The 16,151-nt window shown below is 59.2% G+C and carries 10 protein-coding genes; 3 read left to right on the forward strand and 7 right to left on the reverse strand.

Annotation, left to right across the window (positions count from 1 at the left end):
- Positions 1-44: 44 nt before the first annotated feature.
- From AC3Y64_RS22025 to AC3Y64_RS22040, 4 genes are all read right to left on the reverse strand, one after another.
- On the reverse strand, positions 45-3,713 hold the full coding sequence (locus tag AC3Y64_RS22025) for a Tc toxin subunit A (protein WP_489985241.1): 3,669 nt from the start codon (positions 3,711-3,713) through the stop codon (positions 45-47).
- Positions 3,714-3,858: 145 nt separating this feature from the next.
- Positions 3,859-6,612, reverse strand: a complete 2,754-nt coding sequence (locus AC3Y64_RS22030) for an Ig-like domain-containing protein (RefSeq protein WP_489985242.1) — start codon at positions 6,610-6,612, stop codon at positions 3,859-3,861.
- A 208-nt stretch (positions 6,613-6,820) separates the two neighbouring features.
- A complete protein-coding gene (locus AC3Y64_RS22035; protein WP_489985243.1) occupies positions 6,821-7,180 on the reverse strand; it encodes a PilZ domain-containing protein in 360 nt (119 codons plus the stop codon).
- A 232-nt stretch (positions 7,181-7,412) separates the two neighbouring features.
- Positions 7,413-7,799: a tetratricopeptide repeat protein gene (locus AC3Y64_RS22040; protein ID WP_064391841.1), complete on the reverse strand. Its 387-nt coding sequence runs from the start codon at positions 7,797-7,799 to the stop codon at positions 7,413-7,415.
- Positions 7,800-7,971: 172 nt separating this feature from the next.
- Here AC3Y64_RS22040 and pyk point away from each other — a divergent pair, with 172 nt between their 5' ends.
- Together pyk and AC3Y64_RS22050 are read left to right on the forward strand one after the other, a co-directional pair.
- A complete protein-coding gene (gene pyk, locus AC3Y64_RS22045) occupies positions 7,972-9,423 on the forward strand; it encodes a pyruvate kinase (RefSeq protein WP_122589649.1) in 1,452 nt (483 codons plus the stop codon).
- Positions 9,424-9,714: 291 nt separating this feature from the next.
- The gene (locus tag AC3Y64_RS22050) at positions 9,715-11,103 is read left to right on the forward strand and encodes an NHL repeat-containing protein (protein WP_489985244.1); all 1,389 of its coding nucleotides are present in this window, start codon (positions 9,715-9,717) and stop codon (positions 11,101-11,103) included.
- A 168-nt stretch (positions 11,104-11,271) separates the two neighbouring features.
- On the opposite strand, the gene AC3Y64_RS22055 is transcribed toward AC3Y64_RS22050, so the two are convergent.
- The 3 genes from AC3Y64_RS22055 to AC3Y64_RS22065 are packed head-to-tail and all read right to left on the reverse strand — an operon-like array spanning position 11,272 to position 14,085.
- Positions 11,272-12,021, reverse strand: coding sequence for an enoyl-CoA hydratase-related protein (locus AC3Y64_RS22055; protein WP_489985245.1), 750 nt, complete (start codon positions 12,019-12,021; stop codon positions 11,272-11,274).
- Between the two features lie 29 nt (positions 12,022-12,050).
- Entirely contained in the window at positions 12,051-12,986 is a 936-nt protein-coding gene (locus tag AC3Y64_RS22060; protein WP_489985246.1) for an iron-sulfur-binding ferredoxin reductase, read from the reverse strand.
- Positions 12,979-14,085: a GGDEF domain-containing protein gene (locus AC3Y64_RS22065; RefSeq protein WP_489985247.1), complete on the reverse strand. Its 1,107-nt coding sequence runs from the start codon at positions 14,083-14,085 to the stop codon at positions 12,979-12,981. Before AC3Y64_RS22065 ends, AC3Y64_RS22060 begins: the two co-directional genes overlap by 8 nt.
- 472 nt (positions 14,086-14,557) lie before the next feature.
- Here AC3Y64_RS22065 and AC3Y64_RS22070 point away from each other — a divergent pair, with 472 nt between their 5' ends.
- The gene (locus tag AC3Y64_RS22070) at positions 14,558-16,081 is read left to right on the forward strand and encodes a fumarate hydratase (RefSeq protein ID WP_007916251.1); all 1,524 of its coding nucleotides are present in this window, start codon (positions 14,558-14,560) and stop codon (positions 16,079-16,081) included.
- Positions 16,082-16,151 lie beyond the last annotated feature (70 nt).

The following is a 16,151-nucleotide window of genomic DNA, read 5'->3' on the forward strand; positions in this document are numbered from 1 at the left end:
TCCTGAAGCCGTGCCACGCGGGGACTCTGACGCCAGAACAGGGTTCAGGCGTCAGGCTCATCAGACTGAAAAGTGATCGGGACGAACTTGATCGAGTTCGCGCTGGCCTCGCTGCGAGCGATGAGCGTGAAGCTCCCGGCCCCTGTGCTGGAAACAAAAACCCGCGCGAGTCCGTCCTGGTTGGTGTAGGACTGCTGAGGGCGGATGTTCAGGGCCGCCGTTGCGTTTGACTCTTCATTCTCGTACTCCCATCTCACCAGACTGTTCGGCCCAAGATTTGAGTATTGGTCGAACAACGTGGCATACACCTCGACTTCCTGACCAAGCCCGACGGGGCCCGCTGGCAACGGCGAGCGAAAATCCGGTATGAAAGCCAATGACAAGGCGTCGTAGGAAACGCTGACGGCCGGGGCAAACTGCGGATCCATCAGATTCAGCCAGAACATCGGCGTTTCCGTACCCTGAATTCTGCCGGGGGTGTATTGCGCGTTGAGGACACCGTTGGTGTCGGTCGTACCGCTAATGATCGTTCCCAGCGTGGATTGCCAGTAAACGGGGATACCGCTCAAAGGTTGGTTCGAGGCGTCCCGCAGGGTCACGGTGAAGATGGCTTTCTCGCCAGGTTTGCGTGCCACCACAACCTGCGGTTCAACTACGCAGTGGACGGTGACCAGTTTCTTCAGGTCGTTATCGAGCTGGGCTGGCGGGATCGCTGTCTCGGTCACGCTCAACAACGCATGCTCGGCAGCAGCGGCGTAGTCAGCCCGATTGATCCCTTCCGGCAATTTGCCAATCAGAAACAGTGTCAGTGCATCCATGTTGGTACGGGTCGAGAGCACCCGAATGCGCGTCAGCAGATCCAGTTGCTTCAAGTCTGTGAGGATCATGTGTTCAGGCGGACTCACCTCTGGTTTCATCCGCTCGATGCACTCGCGTACTTCCTGAACGCTCCAGCCGAAGAAATCGGCCAGCCGGATCGCTGCAGCTTTCTGCACCAATGCCTTTGCATTGCTGCCAAGATCGTCTGGCAGGTGATTGACCTGACGCAGGTAGTCCAGCAACTTCTGTTGCGGCAGCTCGCTGAGACCAAAGGCGCGAACCAGCACGCTCAAGTAGTACAGCGTGCTCATCGAAAAGGCGTGTTTGTCCGCTTGGCCCAACCAGGCTTTATGGCCGTAATCGAGATAGTCCTGCAGCAGTGCCGCACTCAGATCCAGCTTCGCCACCACTGCACTGCGCCGACGAACATCAGCGAGCAGGATGAGCAGCGGGTCTTGCTTCAGAATGGGCCCGACGACCGTACCGTCGTCGAGGTCATCGGCTTCCAGCACCTGCCTCAACAGTTGATAAACGTCCGAGTTGGCCCAGTGCAACACCGCGAGTGCCGGCTCGGCAGCCACCCCGGCATACACCGCCAGGGACTCCTTGACGACCGAGGTCTGTGCCTGACGGACCTGCAACAGCACGCGGAGCATTTTTTCGACGACGGTGGCGCGCAACTCGGGATCAATGTCGCCCAAGCCTTCATTGACGGCTTTCTCAAGCCGATTGATCGCGAACGCCCGGTACTGCTCCTCAGATCCGTTGAACGCCAGCACCAGGCCGAGAGAATCGACCAGCGGAGCCTCCGCGCCGTATTGCCCGCTCAACAAATCCAGCCAACTGGCGGAAGGCAACATGGGTACGCCCGCCATCTGCAAGCGGGCGTCACTGAACAACGCGGCCTCGATCAGGTTGCCGATTTTCTCGAGCAACTGTTGATCCTGCTCCGACAGTACATTGGCAGCCTCGGGTGTCGCGACGTGCTGCAAGACCCAAAGCACCGGCAGATCACGTTCGCGACACCACTCGATGCAGGTTTCCAAAGCATCCATCAGGCACAACACGTCCAGTGCCTGACTGGACTCATCAATCACGGGGTCACCGGCCAGGCCCTTGAGCCAGTCTTCCCCGCCCAGCAACGTCAACATCAACACACCTTCCACCGGCGTGATGCCCAACAGTCGAGGCAGTTTCACCAAGCGGTAAAAGCTGGAAATCACCGACGCGTTGCGCGGCAGTTGATCGATAACGGCGTCGCCAACGCGTCGCGCCTCGGCAATTGCCACCGCCAGGTACTGATAAGTCTGCAGGTCAATGCCCAGACCGCTGCACAGTTGATTGACGGTCAGGTCGGTGACACCCGCCTGCGGCAATACGGGAAACAAGCCGTTGTCGAGTTTCAGCGGTTCGCTGTAATTGCCCTGGTTGTTGAAGACCCTGTCGAAATGCGATGCCCTGTCGCCACGTCCATACACCGAGACCGTATCGATAAACGCCGCGAAATCTTCCGCCGTGCACTGATGATGCTCGCGCAGTGCCTGAAACAATCCCAGCGCGTGGATCACGTTGTTGCTGATCTGCCAGTCAGCGGTTTTGGTGGTGCCCCGCGCCTCGGCATTGATCGCGGCGACCAGCAAGGCGTCGGTCTGCTCGCTGGGCAACTGCAGCCAGTTGTCCAGACGGATCTTGCGGTTGATGCGGTCGAAACGGGGAACGTCTTTTACTGCATTGGAGTCCAGGCTCAAACGATTGACCAGCCTTGTGAAGGTGATACTCACTCCCGGGCTTTCATTGGCATTCAGGTAGACCGAGCCGGAGCGCCAGTTTTCGGGCAGCTCAGGCGCAATTGCCGGATCGAAGTCGACATTGGGCGAGCGTACGGGGGCGTAACCGCGTACCGAAAACAGCGCTTCGATCTGTTCACTGTCGAGCTTTGTTCGTTCACCGAAAAACGGCACCTGGTTGAGGTTCACAGATTGCGTGTTTTCGGTGCCAAAGTTCTTCTCATAAAATTCGATCCTTGCCGCATGCTCAACCAGCGCCTCGCTCAACATGGTGCGCTGATAAGGTCCTAGCCGCGACGCATGCGCCAGGGCCCGTGCAAGGTCCGCGTCCCATGCCTGGGTTTGCAGAAAATAGGGAAACTGCAGATCGGTTCTCTGCACCAGATGCCCCACCGACAGGCTGTTGTGGCGGGTAATGCCGTCGAGCGTCACCCAATGCTGGTAGTACGGCAGACCGTTGGGGTAGCGTGCCTCCAGCAACTTGTCGTCCAGCACAATGCCCGGATCGCCGTCGCGGATGAACGCCTCCAGCACCGGAACAATGATGTCCACCGCTGACACCGAACTGTGCACCGCGCTGTCATCGACGGACAGTTGTTTGATGTCTGTGCGACGCTCGTGATAGGGGTACTTTTCCTCGGCCACCCCTTCAGGATCGATGCGCTGCTCGATCCAGCGCAACAGCTCCATCAGATAGGCCACCGGCGACGTAATGGCCTCCAGCGACTGAGGCGGTGTCAGCTGTTCAAACGATGGATCGAACAACCCTTGATAACTTGGCCCCGGGACGATGGATAACAGCCCGCTGAATGGCTGTCGGGCAACGTCATCCTCATCCTCGTTTGCGCGCTCACCGGCCAACGTATGCTCAATGAATTGCCGGCGCAGATAAGTCGCCATGCTGTTGGCCCGCCGCAGCAATTGCCTGGCTTGCACAGGGTCGAGGTTGTATTCCCGGACCAGCCCCGAGACGCCCTTTTCAATCAAGGGAAAGATGGAGCCTCCCTCCTCGAAATACGTCGCCAGGGCAGCGTGTTTTTTCAGCTCTTCTGGAGCAAACGCCTGATTGAGCATCTGTACCGCGGGGCGATCGTGTGCGTCGGCCATCGTCGGAATCCTTGCGTCGGAGACCCACCTGAGCAGCCGCGGAAGCGACCTTCGGGTCTGTTTGAGTCCATGCTATTGGGCGCGGGATACAGGCCTGCGTCTACTGTCAGAACTGACAGTAGACGCGACCGTTCATCGGAATGACCTAGCGCGATGGTGGTAAAGGAAGCACGTCGAAGCGTTCGCTCGCAGCCCAGTCGGAAGCGCTGGCCGGGTCGGCGCCCGCCGCAAAACTCTGACGAAAGCGACACCAGTTGCCCCCCGGCGCCAGCGCTTGCGTTGCTTCGCCCTGCCACTGGCCGTTGCTCACCGTCAGATTCGCGGCCCAGACCACGTCCGGGTTGAACCAGCTCACCACCTGACCGACGCCGGCCTTGCCAGTGCCGGCGAACGTGACCGGCGCCGCGACCCAGCGGCCATCCGCCGGCTCGTTGATGGAAGGTAACCACGTGTTGATTTGCACGGGATGGGGCGCGGAAGGTGCAGAGACGAAATCCGCCCACGAAGCCTTGGCGATAAGGCTCCCCGGGCCGCCATCATGATCAAGGGTTGCCAGCAACGACCATGTCCGATCTTCAAGCACTGGGGCCACGCCCAATAGCAAACCGTCCGACAGGTTCACGGTGATCGTGTCCCCTGGATATCCAAACCCGGACACCACCACTGCCGAACCGATGGCTGCGTCTCTGACCGGCGATTCGATGAGCGGCGCCGACGGCACCACCCGCACCTCACTCAGTAAATCCTGCGAGACCTGGGTGCCGAAGACTTGCCGTGTGCGCAAGACAGCGTTACCGACCTGATCCAGCGCAACCTGCCCGCTCCATTCACCGTTGGTGCTGACCGGTACATCAAGCAGCAGTGGTTCGTCACGTCCCTCGAGCCACACCGTCACTTTCGCGCCCGGCCAACCGCTGCCGGACACGGTCGATTGCCGAGGTAGATCGCCGCCCTCGACGGGCACGCGCACAACCGGTGGCAGCAGCACCACACTGCATGTTCGAATGTCGCTGCGCTCGGAGTACTCAGGAACGATGAATTGCTGGGCGGTCAGCGAGTACTGGCGATAATTCAGGCCTGTCAGCTCAATCGACCAGTCGCCATCGCTGGTCAGCAAACGGTAGTTCAGCACGTCTCCCATTTGCTGATCCCAGATCCGCATCGTGGCGCCGCTCATGCCGTTCTTGCCGCTGACCGTCATGTTGCTGCTGACTTCCGCGCCTTCGGTGGGCACGCTGATCTCAGGTTTGAACATGGCCTGGCGAACGGTAAAGCTGCCGGTGGCAGGTTCAGAAGTCTGCGAGGCGAAGGTCTGGGTCACGCTGAAGGTGTGTGTCACGCCCGCTGCAAACGGCGCTTCACGGCGAAACGTCCAGGTGCCACCGGTGACGGCGGGTCGGTGTTTGACGCCGTCGTTGTTGTACTCGAGGATGACCACCGCGCCCGGCCAACAGTTGCCGCTGAGACGCGGTGATTGGCCGTCCTCGACCGGCGTTTGCAGAGCGGGTGCCAGTGGAGGGATTGTTACTTGAAACTGGACCCATTCCGACGTCTGACTTCCGACGGACTGATTGACGTAGATTATCCGTTCGTATGTCGGCCCCCATTCAGCGAGTGCCCGGCTGGACCATGCCTCAGCGCTTAGCAGCACATCCGCAGCGATGCGCGTTTGTTTATCGGCGTCGTAAAGCCGCACCGTGGCGCCGATCAAACCCGTTCCATTGAACATGGGCCGGTATTCTTTGCTCGCCGCCAATACAGTCGGCTTTGGAAACGTATGTTCGAAGGAAAAAACGTACGGCAGCGAATCGATCCAGCCGTTCGCGTTGTCGGCCACACGCTGCTTGGCCGTCATCGAAAAACGGCCGAAGGGCACGCGCCCGGTGGTTTCCCACGTACCGTCGGGGCTGACAACAGCGTGGGGAGGCGGCTCAACACCACCGTCCACGTCAATGATCTGGACTCTGGTTTCAAGCTTCGGGTCATAGTGACCGATGCCCGAAAAATTGACAGTCGTGGAACTGATACGCGTGACCACTATCTGCGACAGACGGTCAGCGCGGATCTTGAATCCCCGCGCGGGGCCGCGCCCTGAGCTTTCGTCATTGCGTATCTGCTCGGCCACGACGGAAATCGGGCCTGGGGGGAGCTCAGAGACATTCACTGTCCAGCGCTCCCCTGGGGCTGTTGCAGTCCCCAAGTGTGTGTCGTCGCCCAGGTCTTTGAGAATCACCACCGTAGAGTTGGCAAGGGTACCTGAGCCAGCCAGCATGAAGGAGCGGTCTTGCACGCTGCCGGCGTCTGGAACGTCAATGATCGGAGCTACAAAAGGTGGCGATACCACAAAGTCCACGGCGTCAGACTTCGCTTCCTCAGTACCGACAACCGCTATCGCCATCACCTTGAGCGGACCCGGCAACAGAGGGAAGTTCGGTTTAATCTGCCAGTTTTCAATGCTCACTGTGGCGGTTCCGAGCGCTGGCATCTGCGGCGAGCCATCGGCAGCCACCGAATAAAGGCTCACCGTTGAATCGTTCAACCCTCGGCCCGAGAACGTGTGCGTACTCTCAATGGGGGGATTGCCGTCCTGTGCCTCGACTGTGGGGGTTAGAAATCGCAATGTGATGATGTTGGATGGCCCACTCTCCTCTGCATGGGTCTGCCATTTTGCATAGAGACGAACTGTGTATGTTCCGGGAAATACATAAAATCGGACACTGAACGGATTATTGAACATTGCGCCCTTGCCCAAAAAATCGTTGCTACCCGCCTCATACAGATAAATAAACGAATTTTGCGCTCCACCATCTCCTCGCACGTCGAAGTAACGCGTACTGACGATTTTTTGGTCTTGATCAATAAAAAGGTTGGGGGCTGCCGTGCTGTCTTCCTTGCTCATGGCGATCCTTCCAGAAAGGGAGAGATGGGACGAGCAGCTTTAGTACTTCTTTTGGCTTGGGCGGCACACCTGTAAAACCTGACAGTCCCGACGAATGGTAATCGCTGGGCCTTACGCGGGATTTCTACGGCTTAGCGGTTGTAGAGGGCGTCAGACATGACACTTTCGCGGGCAAACCCGCGATGGCTCTGGAGGGAACAGCGTCAGGTCAGGCCGAGGCAGGCAGCGGCTGAAAGCTGAAATACCGCTTCAACGCTTGCACCAGTTGCGCGAACTCAGGCGGCGGTCGACGCAGGATGAACCCGGCGTCGAAGTGCTGTGGCGTGGCGTCTTCGTGACACCACAGGCAACACGCGGTCAGGTCGATGACTTGCTGACAGCCATCGCCCATGGGGATTTTCACACGCAGATTGAAATCGACGCCGACCATCATCGGCAACTGGCTGATGAGCATCAGCCCGTCTTCGGAGACGTTACCCAGAAAGCCGATAGGTTTGTCGGTGATGCTGTTGAACACTCTGAGAAAGTACGGCAGCTGATGCCGTTCGATCCGCCGGTCGGTAAACATGCGCAATTCGCCATGCAGGGCTCCATCACAGAGCCGCACCTTTGCTTCGGAACAGGCCCGTGCCGCCGGCCTGCTCTCCCCGCTTCCGGTGTGACGGTCGCTAATTCGCCGTCACGTAACCACTTGCCAGTCGCAGGTGTTGCGTCGGTGCTGGGCCTTCACGTCCAGCAACCGAGTCATTCGACTATAGCTCAGCTTGTACACCCGGCCAGAATTTGTATGACAACTGTCATCAGAAGCGGGTCGGGCGCACCACGGCAGCGGCGCTGCGCGTCGGGTAATGGCCCAGGCTTTCCAGGGTTTCCAGACGGGCGCGGGCGCGGTAGGCGTATTCGCTGTTCGGATAGGAGGCCATGATGAACTGGTAGGTCTGCGCGGCATCGACGAACATTTTCTGCCGTTCGAGGCACTGGCCGCGCATCATCGACACTTCCGGCCACACGTACGGGCGGGCACGGCTGGCGCGTTCGACCTTGGACAGTTCGAGCATGACCTGCTCGCAATTGCCGCGATCGTAGGCGCTGTAGGCGTTGTTCAAATGGTGGTTCATCGACCAACGGGTGCAGCCCGTGACGGCGAGGACGCTGAGGGCAAGGGCGGCAATGGGTACGAATCGCATGAGGGTTCTCCTGTCTTGAGCAATGTATCGACCCAGGGTCGGAAATCTTCAGGCGCGTTTGTCCCAAAGTTGTCGTGTTCAATAAAGAAAGTATTAAGTAGTGCATTCGAACAATGACTACACCCCAAGAGCATAGTAGCCTTCGCTAGCGCTTGAACTCAGGAGTCTTTGCATGTCCGTCCGTCGTACCAAAATCGTCGCTACCCTTGGCCCGGCCAGTAACTCGCCGGAAGTTCTCGAACAGCTGATTCTGGCTGGCCTGGACGTTGCCCGTCTGAACTTCTCCCACGGCACCCCCGACGAGCACAAGGCTCGCGCGAAGCTGGTGCGTGACCTGGCAGCCAAGCACGGCCGCTTCGTCGCCCTGCTGGGTGACCTGCAAGGCCCGAAAATCCGTATCGCCAAATTCGCCAACAAGAAGATCGAGCTGAAGATCGGTGACAAGTTCACCTTCTCCACCAGCCATCCGTTGACCGAAGGCAACCAGCAAGTGGTCGGCATCGACTACCCGGATCTGGTTAAAGACTGCGGCGTGGGCGACGAGCTGCTGCTCGACGACGGTCGTGTGGTGATGCGCGTTGATACCCAAACTGACGATGCGTTGCATTGCACCGTGACCATCGGCGGCCCGCTGTCCGACCACAAAGGCATCAACCGTCGCGGTGGCGGCCTGACTGCTCCGGCCCTGACTGAAAAAGACAAGGCCGACATCAAGCTCGCCGCTGAAATGGAAGTCGACTACCTCGCGGTATCCTTCCCTCGTGACGCAGCCGACATGGAATACGCCCGTCAACTGCGCGACGAAGCCGGCGGCACCGCTTGGCTGGTGGCGAAGATCGAACGTGCTGAAGCCGTAGCGGACGACGAAACCCTCGACGGCCTGATCAAGGCTTCCGACGCGGTAATGGTTGCCCGTGGTGACTTGGGTGTGGAAATCGGCGACGCCGAGCTGGTGGGCATTCAGAAGAAAATCATTCTGCACGCACGCCGCCACAACAAGGCTGTGATCGTTGCGACCCAGATGATGGAGTCGATGATCCAGAATCCGATGCCGACTCGCGCCGAAGTGTCCGACGTGGCCAACGCCGTGCTCGACTACACCGACGCCGTGATGTTGTCTGCCGAATCCGCTGCCGGTCTATACCCGCTGGAAGCCGTGCAAGCGATGGCGCGCATCTGCGTCGGCGCTGAGAAGCACCCAACGGGCAAGACTTCCAGCCACCGTATCGGCAAGGAATTCACCCGCTGCGACGAAAGCATCGCGCTGGCGACCATGTACACCGCCAACCACTTCCCGGGCGTCAAAGCGATCATCGCCCTGACCGAAAGTGGTTACACCCCGCTGATCATGTCGCGCATCCGTTCCTCGGTGCCGATCTATGCGTTCTCGCCGCACCGTGAAACTCAGGCGCGTGCAGCAATGTTCCGTGGCGTGTACACCGTACCGTTCGATCCGGCTTCGCTGGAACCGCACGAAGTCAGCCAGAAGGCGATCGACGAACTGGTCAAGCGCGGCGTTGTGGAAAAAGGCGACTGGGTCATCCTGACCAAGGGCGACAGCTACCACACCACCGGCGGCACCAACGGCATGAAGATCCTGCACGTGGGCGACCCGCAGGTCTGAGTGACGCGCTGAAAAACAAAAGCCCCGCCATGTGAATGGCGGGGCTTTTTTATTCGTGTAATCCGCGCAATGCCCACTTGGAAATATCCTGCACTAGCAAACGACCAGACGTCATGTTGATGTGGCGATTTAAAGTTATTTAAAACCTTCACTTCATTACAAACAACTCTAACAAACCTGTCAGAACTATCAGTTGGCGGAGTGAGTACTTCTGCATTCTTATGGGGATGCGCTTACTTTGAAAAAACCTTCATGCGCACGCGTCCTTCGCTTTCAATCGAGGCATGACAGATGATTTCTGAATATCAGCAGGGAAGCACCGATACTGGACTCGATCCGAGCTTCGCCGATCAGGGAATTGCCAGCCTTCAATCACCGGCCCCTCTCTACCCTGAATATTCGACCCAGGTCGTGGCCGTCGGGCCTGACCATAAGGTATATATCGCGGGAAAAGCCTCCGCAGGCTTGAATAACTCAGTTCACACGTTGACGCGTCTTACAGATGCCGGTCTCCTTGACACGACTTTTGGTGACAACGGTCACTTTAGCGGCTATTTCTACAAATCAGACCGTTCAACCTTCTTCGCTGAGCAGATAGCGTTTACCGGCGCAAAGATTCTCGTAACCGGCCAACTTGCCCATGCTGAAAATGGTGCATTCCGGCGGGACCCTGCCGCTGTTCGCTTTCTTGAAAACGGAACAATCGATGAAACTTTCGGGGAGCAGGGAAAGTTCGTTTTTTATACTCCTGATCTGGATGAGGACACGTCGCTGACCACGGGCTACCATGAGAAGCTTTTGGATGACGCTTCATTGCGAAGTGGATCTCGACACCCAAGAACTATCGACGCTGGTAATGCTTATCAAAATACCCCGGTGACAGAGGAACACATTTTTCTTCTCCATCACTCGGGAAATTTCGTCAATCAACACAGTTGGATTATTCGTATCACCCAGCATGGGCTATTGGATACCACGTTTAATGAAAGTGGATTTGTACGTGTAAGACACCCCATCTATCCTCGTCTGCGTCTTTCCAGTCTGACAATTGATGATGATGGGAACTACATCTGTAGCGGTGAGGTTCGTGTTAATCACTCTAGCCTCCCTGATGCAATCGTAATGGTGAAGCATGATAAAAACGGGAGCCTGGATACTTCCTTCCAACAAAACGGTTTTCTGCTGATAACGCACGAAACCCCCGGTCATTTTTTCTTGCTCGAAAAAACTGTAAAGCAACCCAACAATCGATTGCTCTGCCTGGGTCTGACAGTCAACAACGACGAGAGCGAGATATCCGCTGTATTAATCAGCCGTGAGGCTGATGGTTCCAGCAACATACAATTCAATAGCGGAAAACCCGTATTTACCACCATCAATTCATCCAGTGCTGCATGGACCAACGCTCAATTCCAGCCCAATGGCAGTCTCCTGACTGCGGGACTTGTCAATATCGAGGGTTCATCAAAAACTCATTACGTGGTGTCACGTTTTTTGTATAACGGCACGCTTGATAAAGATTTCGGCAATGGTACTGGCTCTCTAAGCTTTGAGCAGGCAACGAATTTTCTTTATCACTCGTCAGCCTTTACCGAGAGCAAAGTGCTGTTCGACATTCAGAGTTACGAACCGGGCGCGCCGTTTTACGACTATGCCGTTGGTCGAGCGCTGATTCCTTAGGCAATCAGAAGCCCCGCCAAGTGAGTGGCGGGGCTTTTGGTTTTCTGCTCTGGAAGATGTTTTGACTGATCCAATGTCATCGCGAGGAGGCTCACTCCTACAGGGGTACGCATTTCAAATGCAGGAGTGAGCCTGCTCGCGATGGCGTCAATCCATACAACAAAGATCTCAATGCCGTTTGATAAACCCGGTCAACGCCGCCAGTGCTTCCGGCGAACGCAGCCGCTGGGTAAACAGCGCGCCCTCCTCCTCGATGACCTGGCGAATCAACGCGCGATCCGGCGCGCGCATCAACTGCTTGCTGATGCGCACCGCTTCCACCGGCAGTTCGTCAAACCGCAGGGCCATTTCCCTCGCCTTGCTAAGCGCCGCATCGCCGCTGCCCAATGCCTCGGTGGCAACCCCCCACGCGGCGGCCTGTTCGCCGCTGAAGCCTTCGCCGAGCAGCAACAATTCGGCCGCTTTGGCCTGCCCGAGCAGGCGCGGCAGGATCAGGCTGGAGCCGAATTCCGGGCACAAGCCGAGGTTGACGAACGGCATGCGCAAGCGCGCGTCACGGGCGACGTAAACCAGATCGCAGTGCAGCAACAACGTGGTGCCAATGCCCACCGCTGCGCCCGCCACGGCGGCAATCACCGGTTTGCGGCAGTCGAGCAAACCGAGCATGAAGTGAAATACCGGGCTGTCGAGGTCGCTGGGCGGCTGCTGGACGAAGTCGGCGATGTCGTTGCCAGCGGTGAAGCACTCGGCGCTGCCAGTGATCAGGATGGCGTTGATCTCAGGATCGCTGTCGGCCTGTTGCAGCGCTTCGGCGAGACGGCTGTACATCGCCCGAGTCAGGGCGTTTTTCTTGTCCGGGCGGTTGAGGCGCAGGGTCAGCAGACCGCGTTCGCGTTCGAGCAGGATGGCGTCAGTCATGGTGTGTCTCGCGTCTGAATGTTCAGCGCTCAACCACGGCTGAGGAAGACGTCGGCCAGCAGTTGATTACGCGGTAATCCGGCCAGGTACAAACGCCGGGCGAAGGCATCGACGCTGGCTGTCGAGCCGCAGACTAAGGCCAGGGTCTGCCGGGAAACAAGGCGCAGTTGCGCCAAAGCGGCGGCTGACTCTGCCGTTGTCCACCGCTCGACGCTGAGGTTTTCGCGCTGCGCGGCCAGCGCGGCAAGGGGTTTGGCCAGATAGTGCTCGCGCTCGTCATGGGCCAGGTGAATGACGCGGATCGCGCCTTGGTGATCTTGCCGCAATGCCTCGCGCAGCACGCCGAACAATGGGCCGAGCCCGGTGCCGGCGGCCAGCAGCCACAGCGGTCGCGTGTGCCAGTCGGGGTCGTAATGCAGCGCACCGCCACGCAGTTCGCCGAGGCGGATCGAGTCGCCAATCTGCAAGCGCCGCGCGGCATCGCTGAATTGGCCGGGCAGTCGGCAATCGAGGTGGAACTCGAGAAAGCGGTCTTCTTCCGGCAGGCTCGCCAGCGAATACGGCCGGGCGATGTGATCGATCCACAGCACCAGATGTTGCCCGGCGCTGTAGCGCAATGGCCGTTGCGGGGTCAGGCGCAAGCGCAGAACGTTGTCGCTGAGCCAGTCCAGCGCTTCGACGGTTGCCGGGCGACCATCGGTGAGCGGGTCGAAGGTGTGCACCTGCAGGTCTTCGATGACCTGACACTGGCACGCCAGGCGCCAACCGTCCTGACGCTGCTCGGCGCTCAGCGCATCCGGGCGACTGTCGGCAGGCGAACCTTGCACGCATTGCACCAGGCAGGCATGGCAACTGCCGGCGCGGCAACTGTAGGGGACGGCGACACCGTTCTGATTCAGCGTATCGAGCAGATTGCTGCCCGATACCACCGACCAGTGCCGTTCACCGACACGAACTTCAGGCATCGATGTTCTCCCACGCCGCCGCACAGCGATTGCGCCCATCACGCTTGGCCCGGTACAACGCCTGATCGGCGCGCTGCAAGGCGTCGTCGAGGTCATCGCCCAGTTCCAACAGGGTCATGCCGGCGGACAGACTGAGGTTGCGCACATCCAGACCCACCAGTTCGACATCGGTGAAGGCGATGCGCAGACGCTCGCAACACGCGGTCAAGCGGTCGGCATCGCAATCGGGCAGCAGCACCACGAATTCCTCGCCCCCATAACGCGCCAGCACATCGCCGTCGCGCAGGCAGGCACCGGCGACACCGGCGAAGGCCTGCAACACTTGGTCGCCAGCGGCATGCCCGTGCAAATCGTTGATGCGTTTGAAGTGGTCGAGGTCGATCAGCGCCAGACCATGGGCCACACCGGTGTCCATCGCGTTCAGTTCGCGCGAGGCCAGACGCAGGAAATGCCGACGGTTGAACAGCCCGGTCAGCTCGTCGGTGGCCACCAGGTCTTCGAGCTGGCGCATCATCCCGCGCAGGGTGTCCTGATGCGCCTGCAAGGCAAACCGCCGCTGGCGCATGCGCTGTCGCGAAACCTGGACGAAGCGCGCGTACAAAACCAGCCACGCCAGCACCATCGCCAGCACACAGACCTGCAACGCCGCGAGCGCGGGCTCCGGCAACAGGAAGTGGTAGCCGTCCCACAAGGTGATCGCGCAGAAGCTGAAGAACACCAGCAACGCACAGCGAATGAATGCACGCCGCGTGAGATGGAACAGGCCGAACAGCAAAATCATCACATAGAAGACCAGAAACGCCCCGCGCGCCTCATCCAGATGGGCGATCAGCCAGGTCTGCCAGCCGAGCCCGAGGAGAACTTGCACTTCGGTCAGGCTGGGGTCGGCGAAGCGCTGGTTGCGCCCGCTCCAGAACAGCACGAACAGGGTCGCCTGGCTGATCACCACGAGGGCGCTGCCAATGGCCACCGAGCCGAGGGTCTGGTCGTAATGCCCGGTAAAAAACGCCAGCCACAGCAGCAGCAAAGCCAATCCATAAGTGGCGGTGGCCAGGGCGAAGCGTTTGAGCAAAAGACGTTGAATGGCGTTATGGGTCAATCGTTGACTCACCGTGCGATAGGAGGCTGACCGAGTGTCCTACTCTACAGACCGGCTGCCACTTTAGAGGCCCGGTCGATAAATGACCACCGATTTTCGGGCCCGAAATTTGACGTCAAAAACACGCATATTCTCGGCAGGAGCTGCCGCAGGCTGCGATCTTTTGGTCTTGCTGTTAAAACAGAATCAAAAGATCGCAGCCTGCGGCAGCTCCTACCGGGTTATGCAAAAGACATGCGACCAACGAATGACTGCCGGCGCGTGTACGGCCCACCGAGGCGCGGTATACTGCCGCGCCTTTTTAGCGTCGCGCCAGCAGCCCCGGCGTGCCCGGCCCAAAGGGTCAGCTTCAAGTTGCAGGCTTCAAGCCGCAAGCTCAGACAGTCCGCGTACTGCTCCAACTTGCCGCTCGAAGCTGGAAGCTCAAAGCTGCCCTATTAAAATGTTCCCGTCTTTTAGAGGAGCGCGACTCATGACCGTGATCAAGCAAGACGACCTGATTCAGAGCGTTGCCGACGCCCTGCAGTTCATTTCCTATTACCACCCCGTGGATTTCATCCAGGCGATGCACGAAGCCTACCTGCGCGAAGAATCGCCAGCGGCCCGTGACTCGATGGCGCAGATCCTGATCAACTCGCGCATGTGCGCCACCGGCCACCGCCCGATCTGCCAGGACACCGGTATCGTCACCGTGTTCGTGCGCGTCGGCATGGACGTGCGTTGGGATGGCGCCACCATGGGCCTGGACGACATGATCAACGAAGGCGTGCGCCGCGCCTACAACCTGCCGGAAAACGTCCTGCGTGCCTCGATCCTCGCCGACCCGGCGGGCGCTCGCAAGAACACCAAGGACAACACCCCGGCCGTGATTCACTACTCCATCGTCCCGGGCAACACCGTGGAAGTGGACGTGGCGGCCAAGGGCGGCGGTTCCGAGAACAAGTCGAAAATGGCCATGCTCAACCCGTCCGACTCGATCGTTGACTGGGTGCTCAAGACCGTTCCGACCATGGGCGCCGGCTGGTGCCCACCGGGCATGCTGGGTATCGGCATCGGCGGCACCGCCGAGAAAGCCGCGGTCATGGCCAAGGAAGTGTTGATGGAATCCATCGACATCCACGAACTGAAGGCCCGTGGCCCACAGAACCGCATCGAAGAAATGCGTCTGGAGCTGTTCGAGAAGGTCAACCAGTTGGGCATCGGCGCCCAGGGCCTCGGTGGCCTGACCACCGTGCTCGACGTGAAGATCATGGACTATCCGACCCACGCAGCCTCGCTGCCGGTGTGCATGATTCCGAACTGCGCCGCCACTCGTCACGCACACTTCGTGCTCGACGGTTCCGGCCCGGCCTCGCTGGAAGCGCCACCGCTGGACGCCTACCCGGAAATCGTCTGGGAAGCCGGCCCTTCGGCTCGTCGCGTCAACCTCGACACCCTGACCCCGGAAGACGTGCAGAGCTGGAAGCCGGGCGAAACCGTCCTGCTCAACGGCAAAATGCTCACCGGTCGCGACGCGGCGCACAAGCGCATGGTCGAGATGCTCAACAAGGGTGAAACGCTGCCGGTCGATCTCAAAGGTCGCTTCATCTACTACGTTGGCCCGGTTGATCCGGTCGGTGACGAAGTGGTTGGCCCGGCTGGCCCGACCACCGCGACGCGGATGGACAAGTTCACCCGTCAGATCCTCGAGCAAACCGGCCTGTTGGGCATGATCGGTAAATCCGAGCGCGGCCCGACCGCAATCGAAGCGATCAAGGACAACAAAGCCGTGTACCTGATGGCTGTCGGCGGCGCGGCTTACCTGGTTGCTCAGGCGATCAAGAAGTCGAAAGTGCTGGCGTTTGCCGAACTGGGCATGGAAGCGATCTACGAGTTCGAGGTCAAGGACATGCCGGTCACCGTAGCGGTGGACAGCAAAGGTGAATCGGTACACATCACCGGTCCTGCGATCTGGCAACAGAAGATCAGCGAAAGCCTGGCGGTCGAAGTGCAATAAGCGCTTCGCCCCATTGAAACGGCCGGCTCATCCGCAAAGGTGAGCCGGCCGTTTTGTTTTGGCGATAAAA

The organism is Pseudomonas sp. 4CAES_32.4, from assembly GCF_058136335.1.

Excerpts from the sequence above, each read along its gene's own strand:
- pyk (WP_122589649.1), top strand. The coding sequence starts at position 7,972 with ATGTCCGTCCGTCGTACCAAAATCGTCGCTACCCTTGGCCCGGCCAGT.
- AC3Y64_RS22060 (WP_489985246.1), bottom strand. The coding sequence starts at position 12,986 with ATGCCTGAAGTTCGTGTCGGTGAACGGCACTGGTCGGTGGTATCGGGC.
- AC3Y64_RS22070 (WP_007916251.1), top strand. The coding sequence starts at position 14,558 with ATGACCGTGATCAAGCAAGACGACCTGATTCAGAGCGTTGCCGACGCC.
- AC3Y64_RS22035 (WP_489985243.1), bottom strand. The coding sequence starts at position 7,180 with ATGTTTACCGACCGGCGGATCGAACGGCATCAGCTGCCGTACTTTCTC.
- AC3Y64_RS22050 (WP_489985244.1), top strand. The coding sequence starts at position 9,715 with ATGATTTCTGAATATCAGCAGGGAAGCACCGATACTGGACTCGATCCG.
- AC3Y64_RS22025 (WP_489985241.1), bottom strand. The coding sequence starts at position 3,713 with ATGGCCGACGCACACGATCGCCCCGCGGTACAGATGCTCAATCAGGCG.
- AC3Y64_RS22040 (WP_064391841.1), bottom strand. The coding sequence starts at position 7,799 with ATGCGATTCGTACCCATTGCCGCCCTTGCCCTCAGCGTCCTCGCCGTC.
- AC3Y64_RS22055 (WP_489985245.1), bottom strand. The coding sequence starts at position 12,021 with ATGACTGACGCCATCCTGCTCGAACGCGAACGCGGTCTGCTGACCCTG.
- AC3Y64_RS22030 (WP_489985242.1), bottom strand. The coding sequence starts at position 6,612 with ATGAGCAAGGAAGACAGCACGGCAGCCCCCAACCTTTTTATTGATCAA.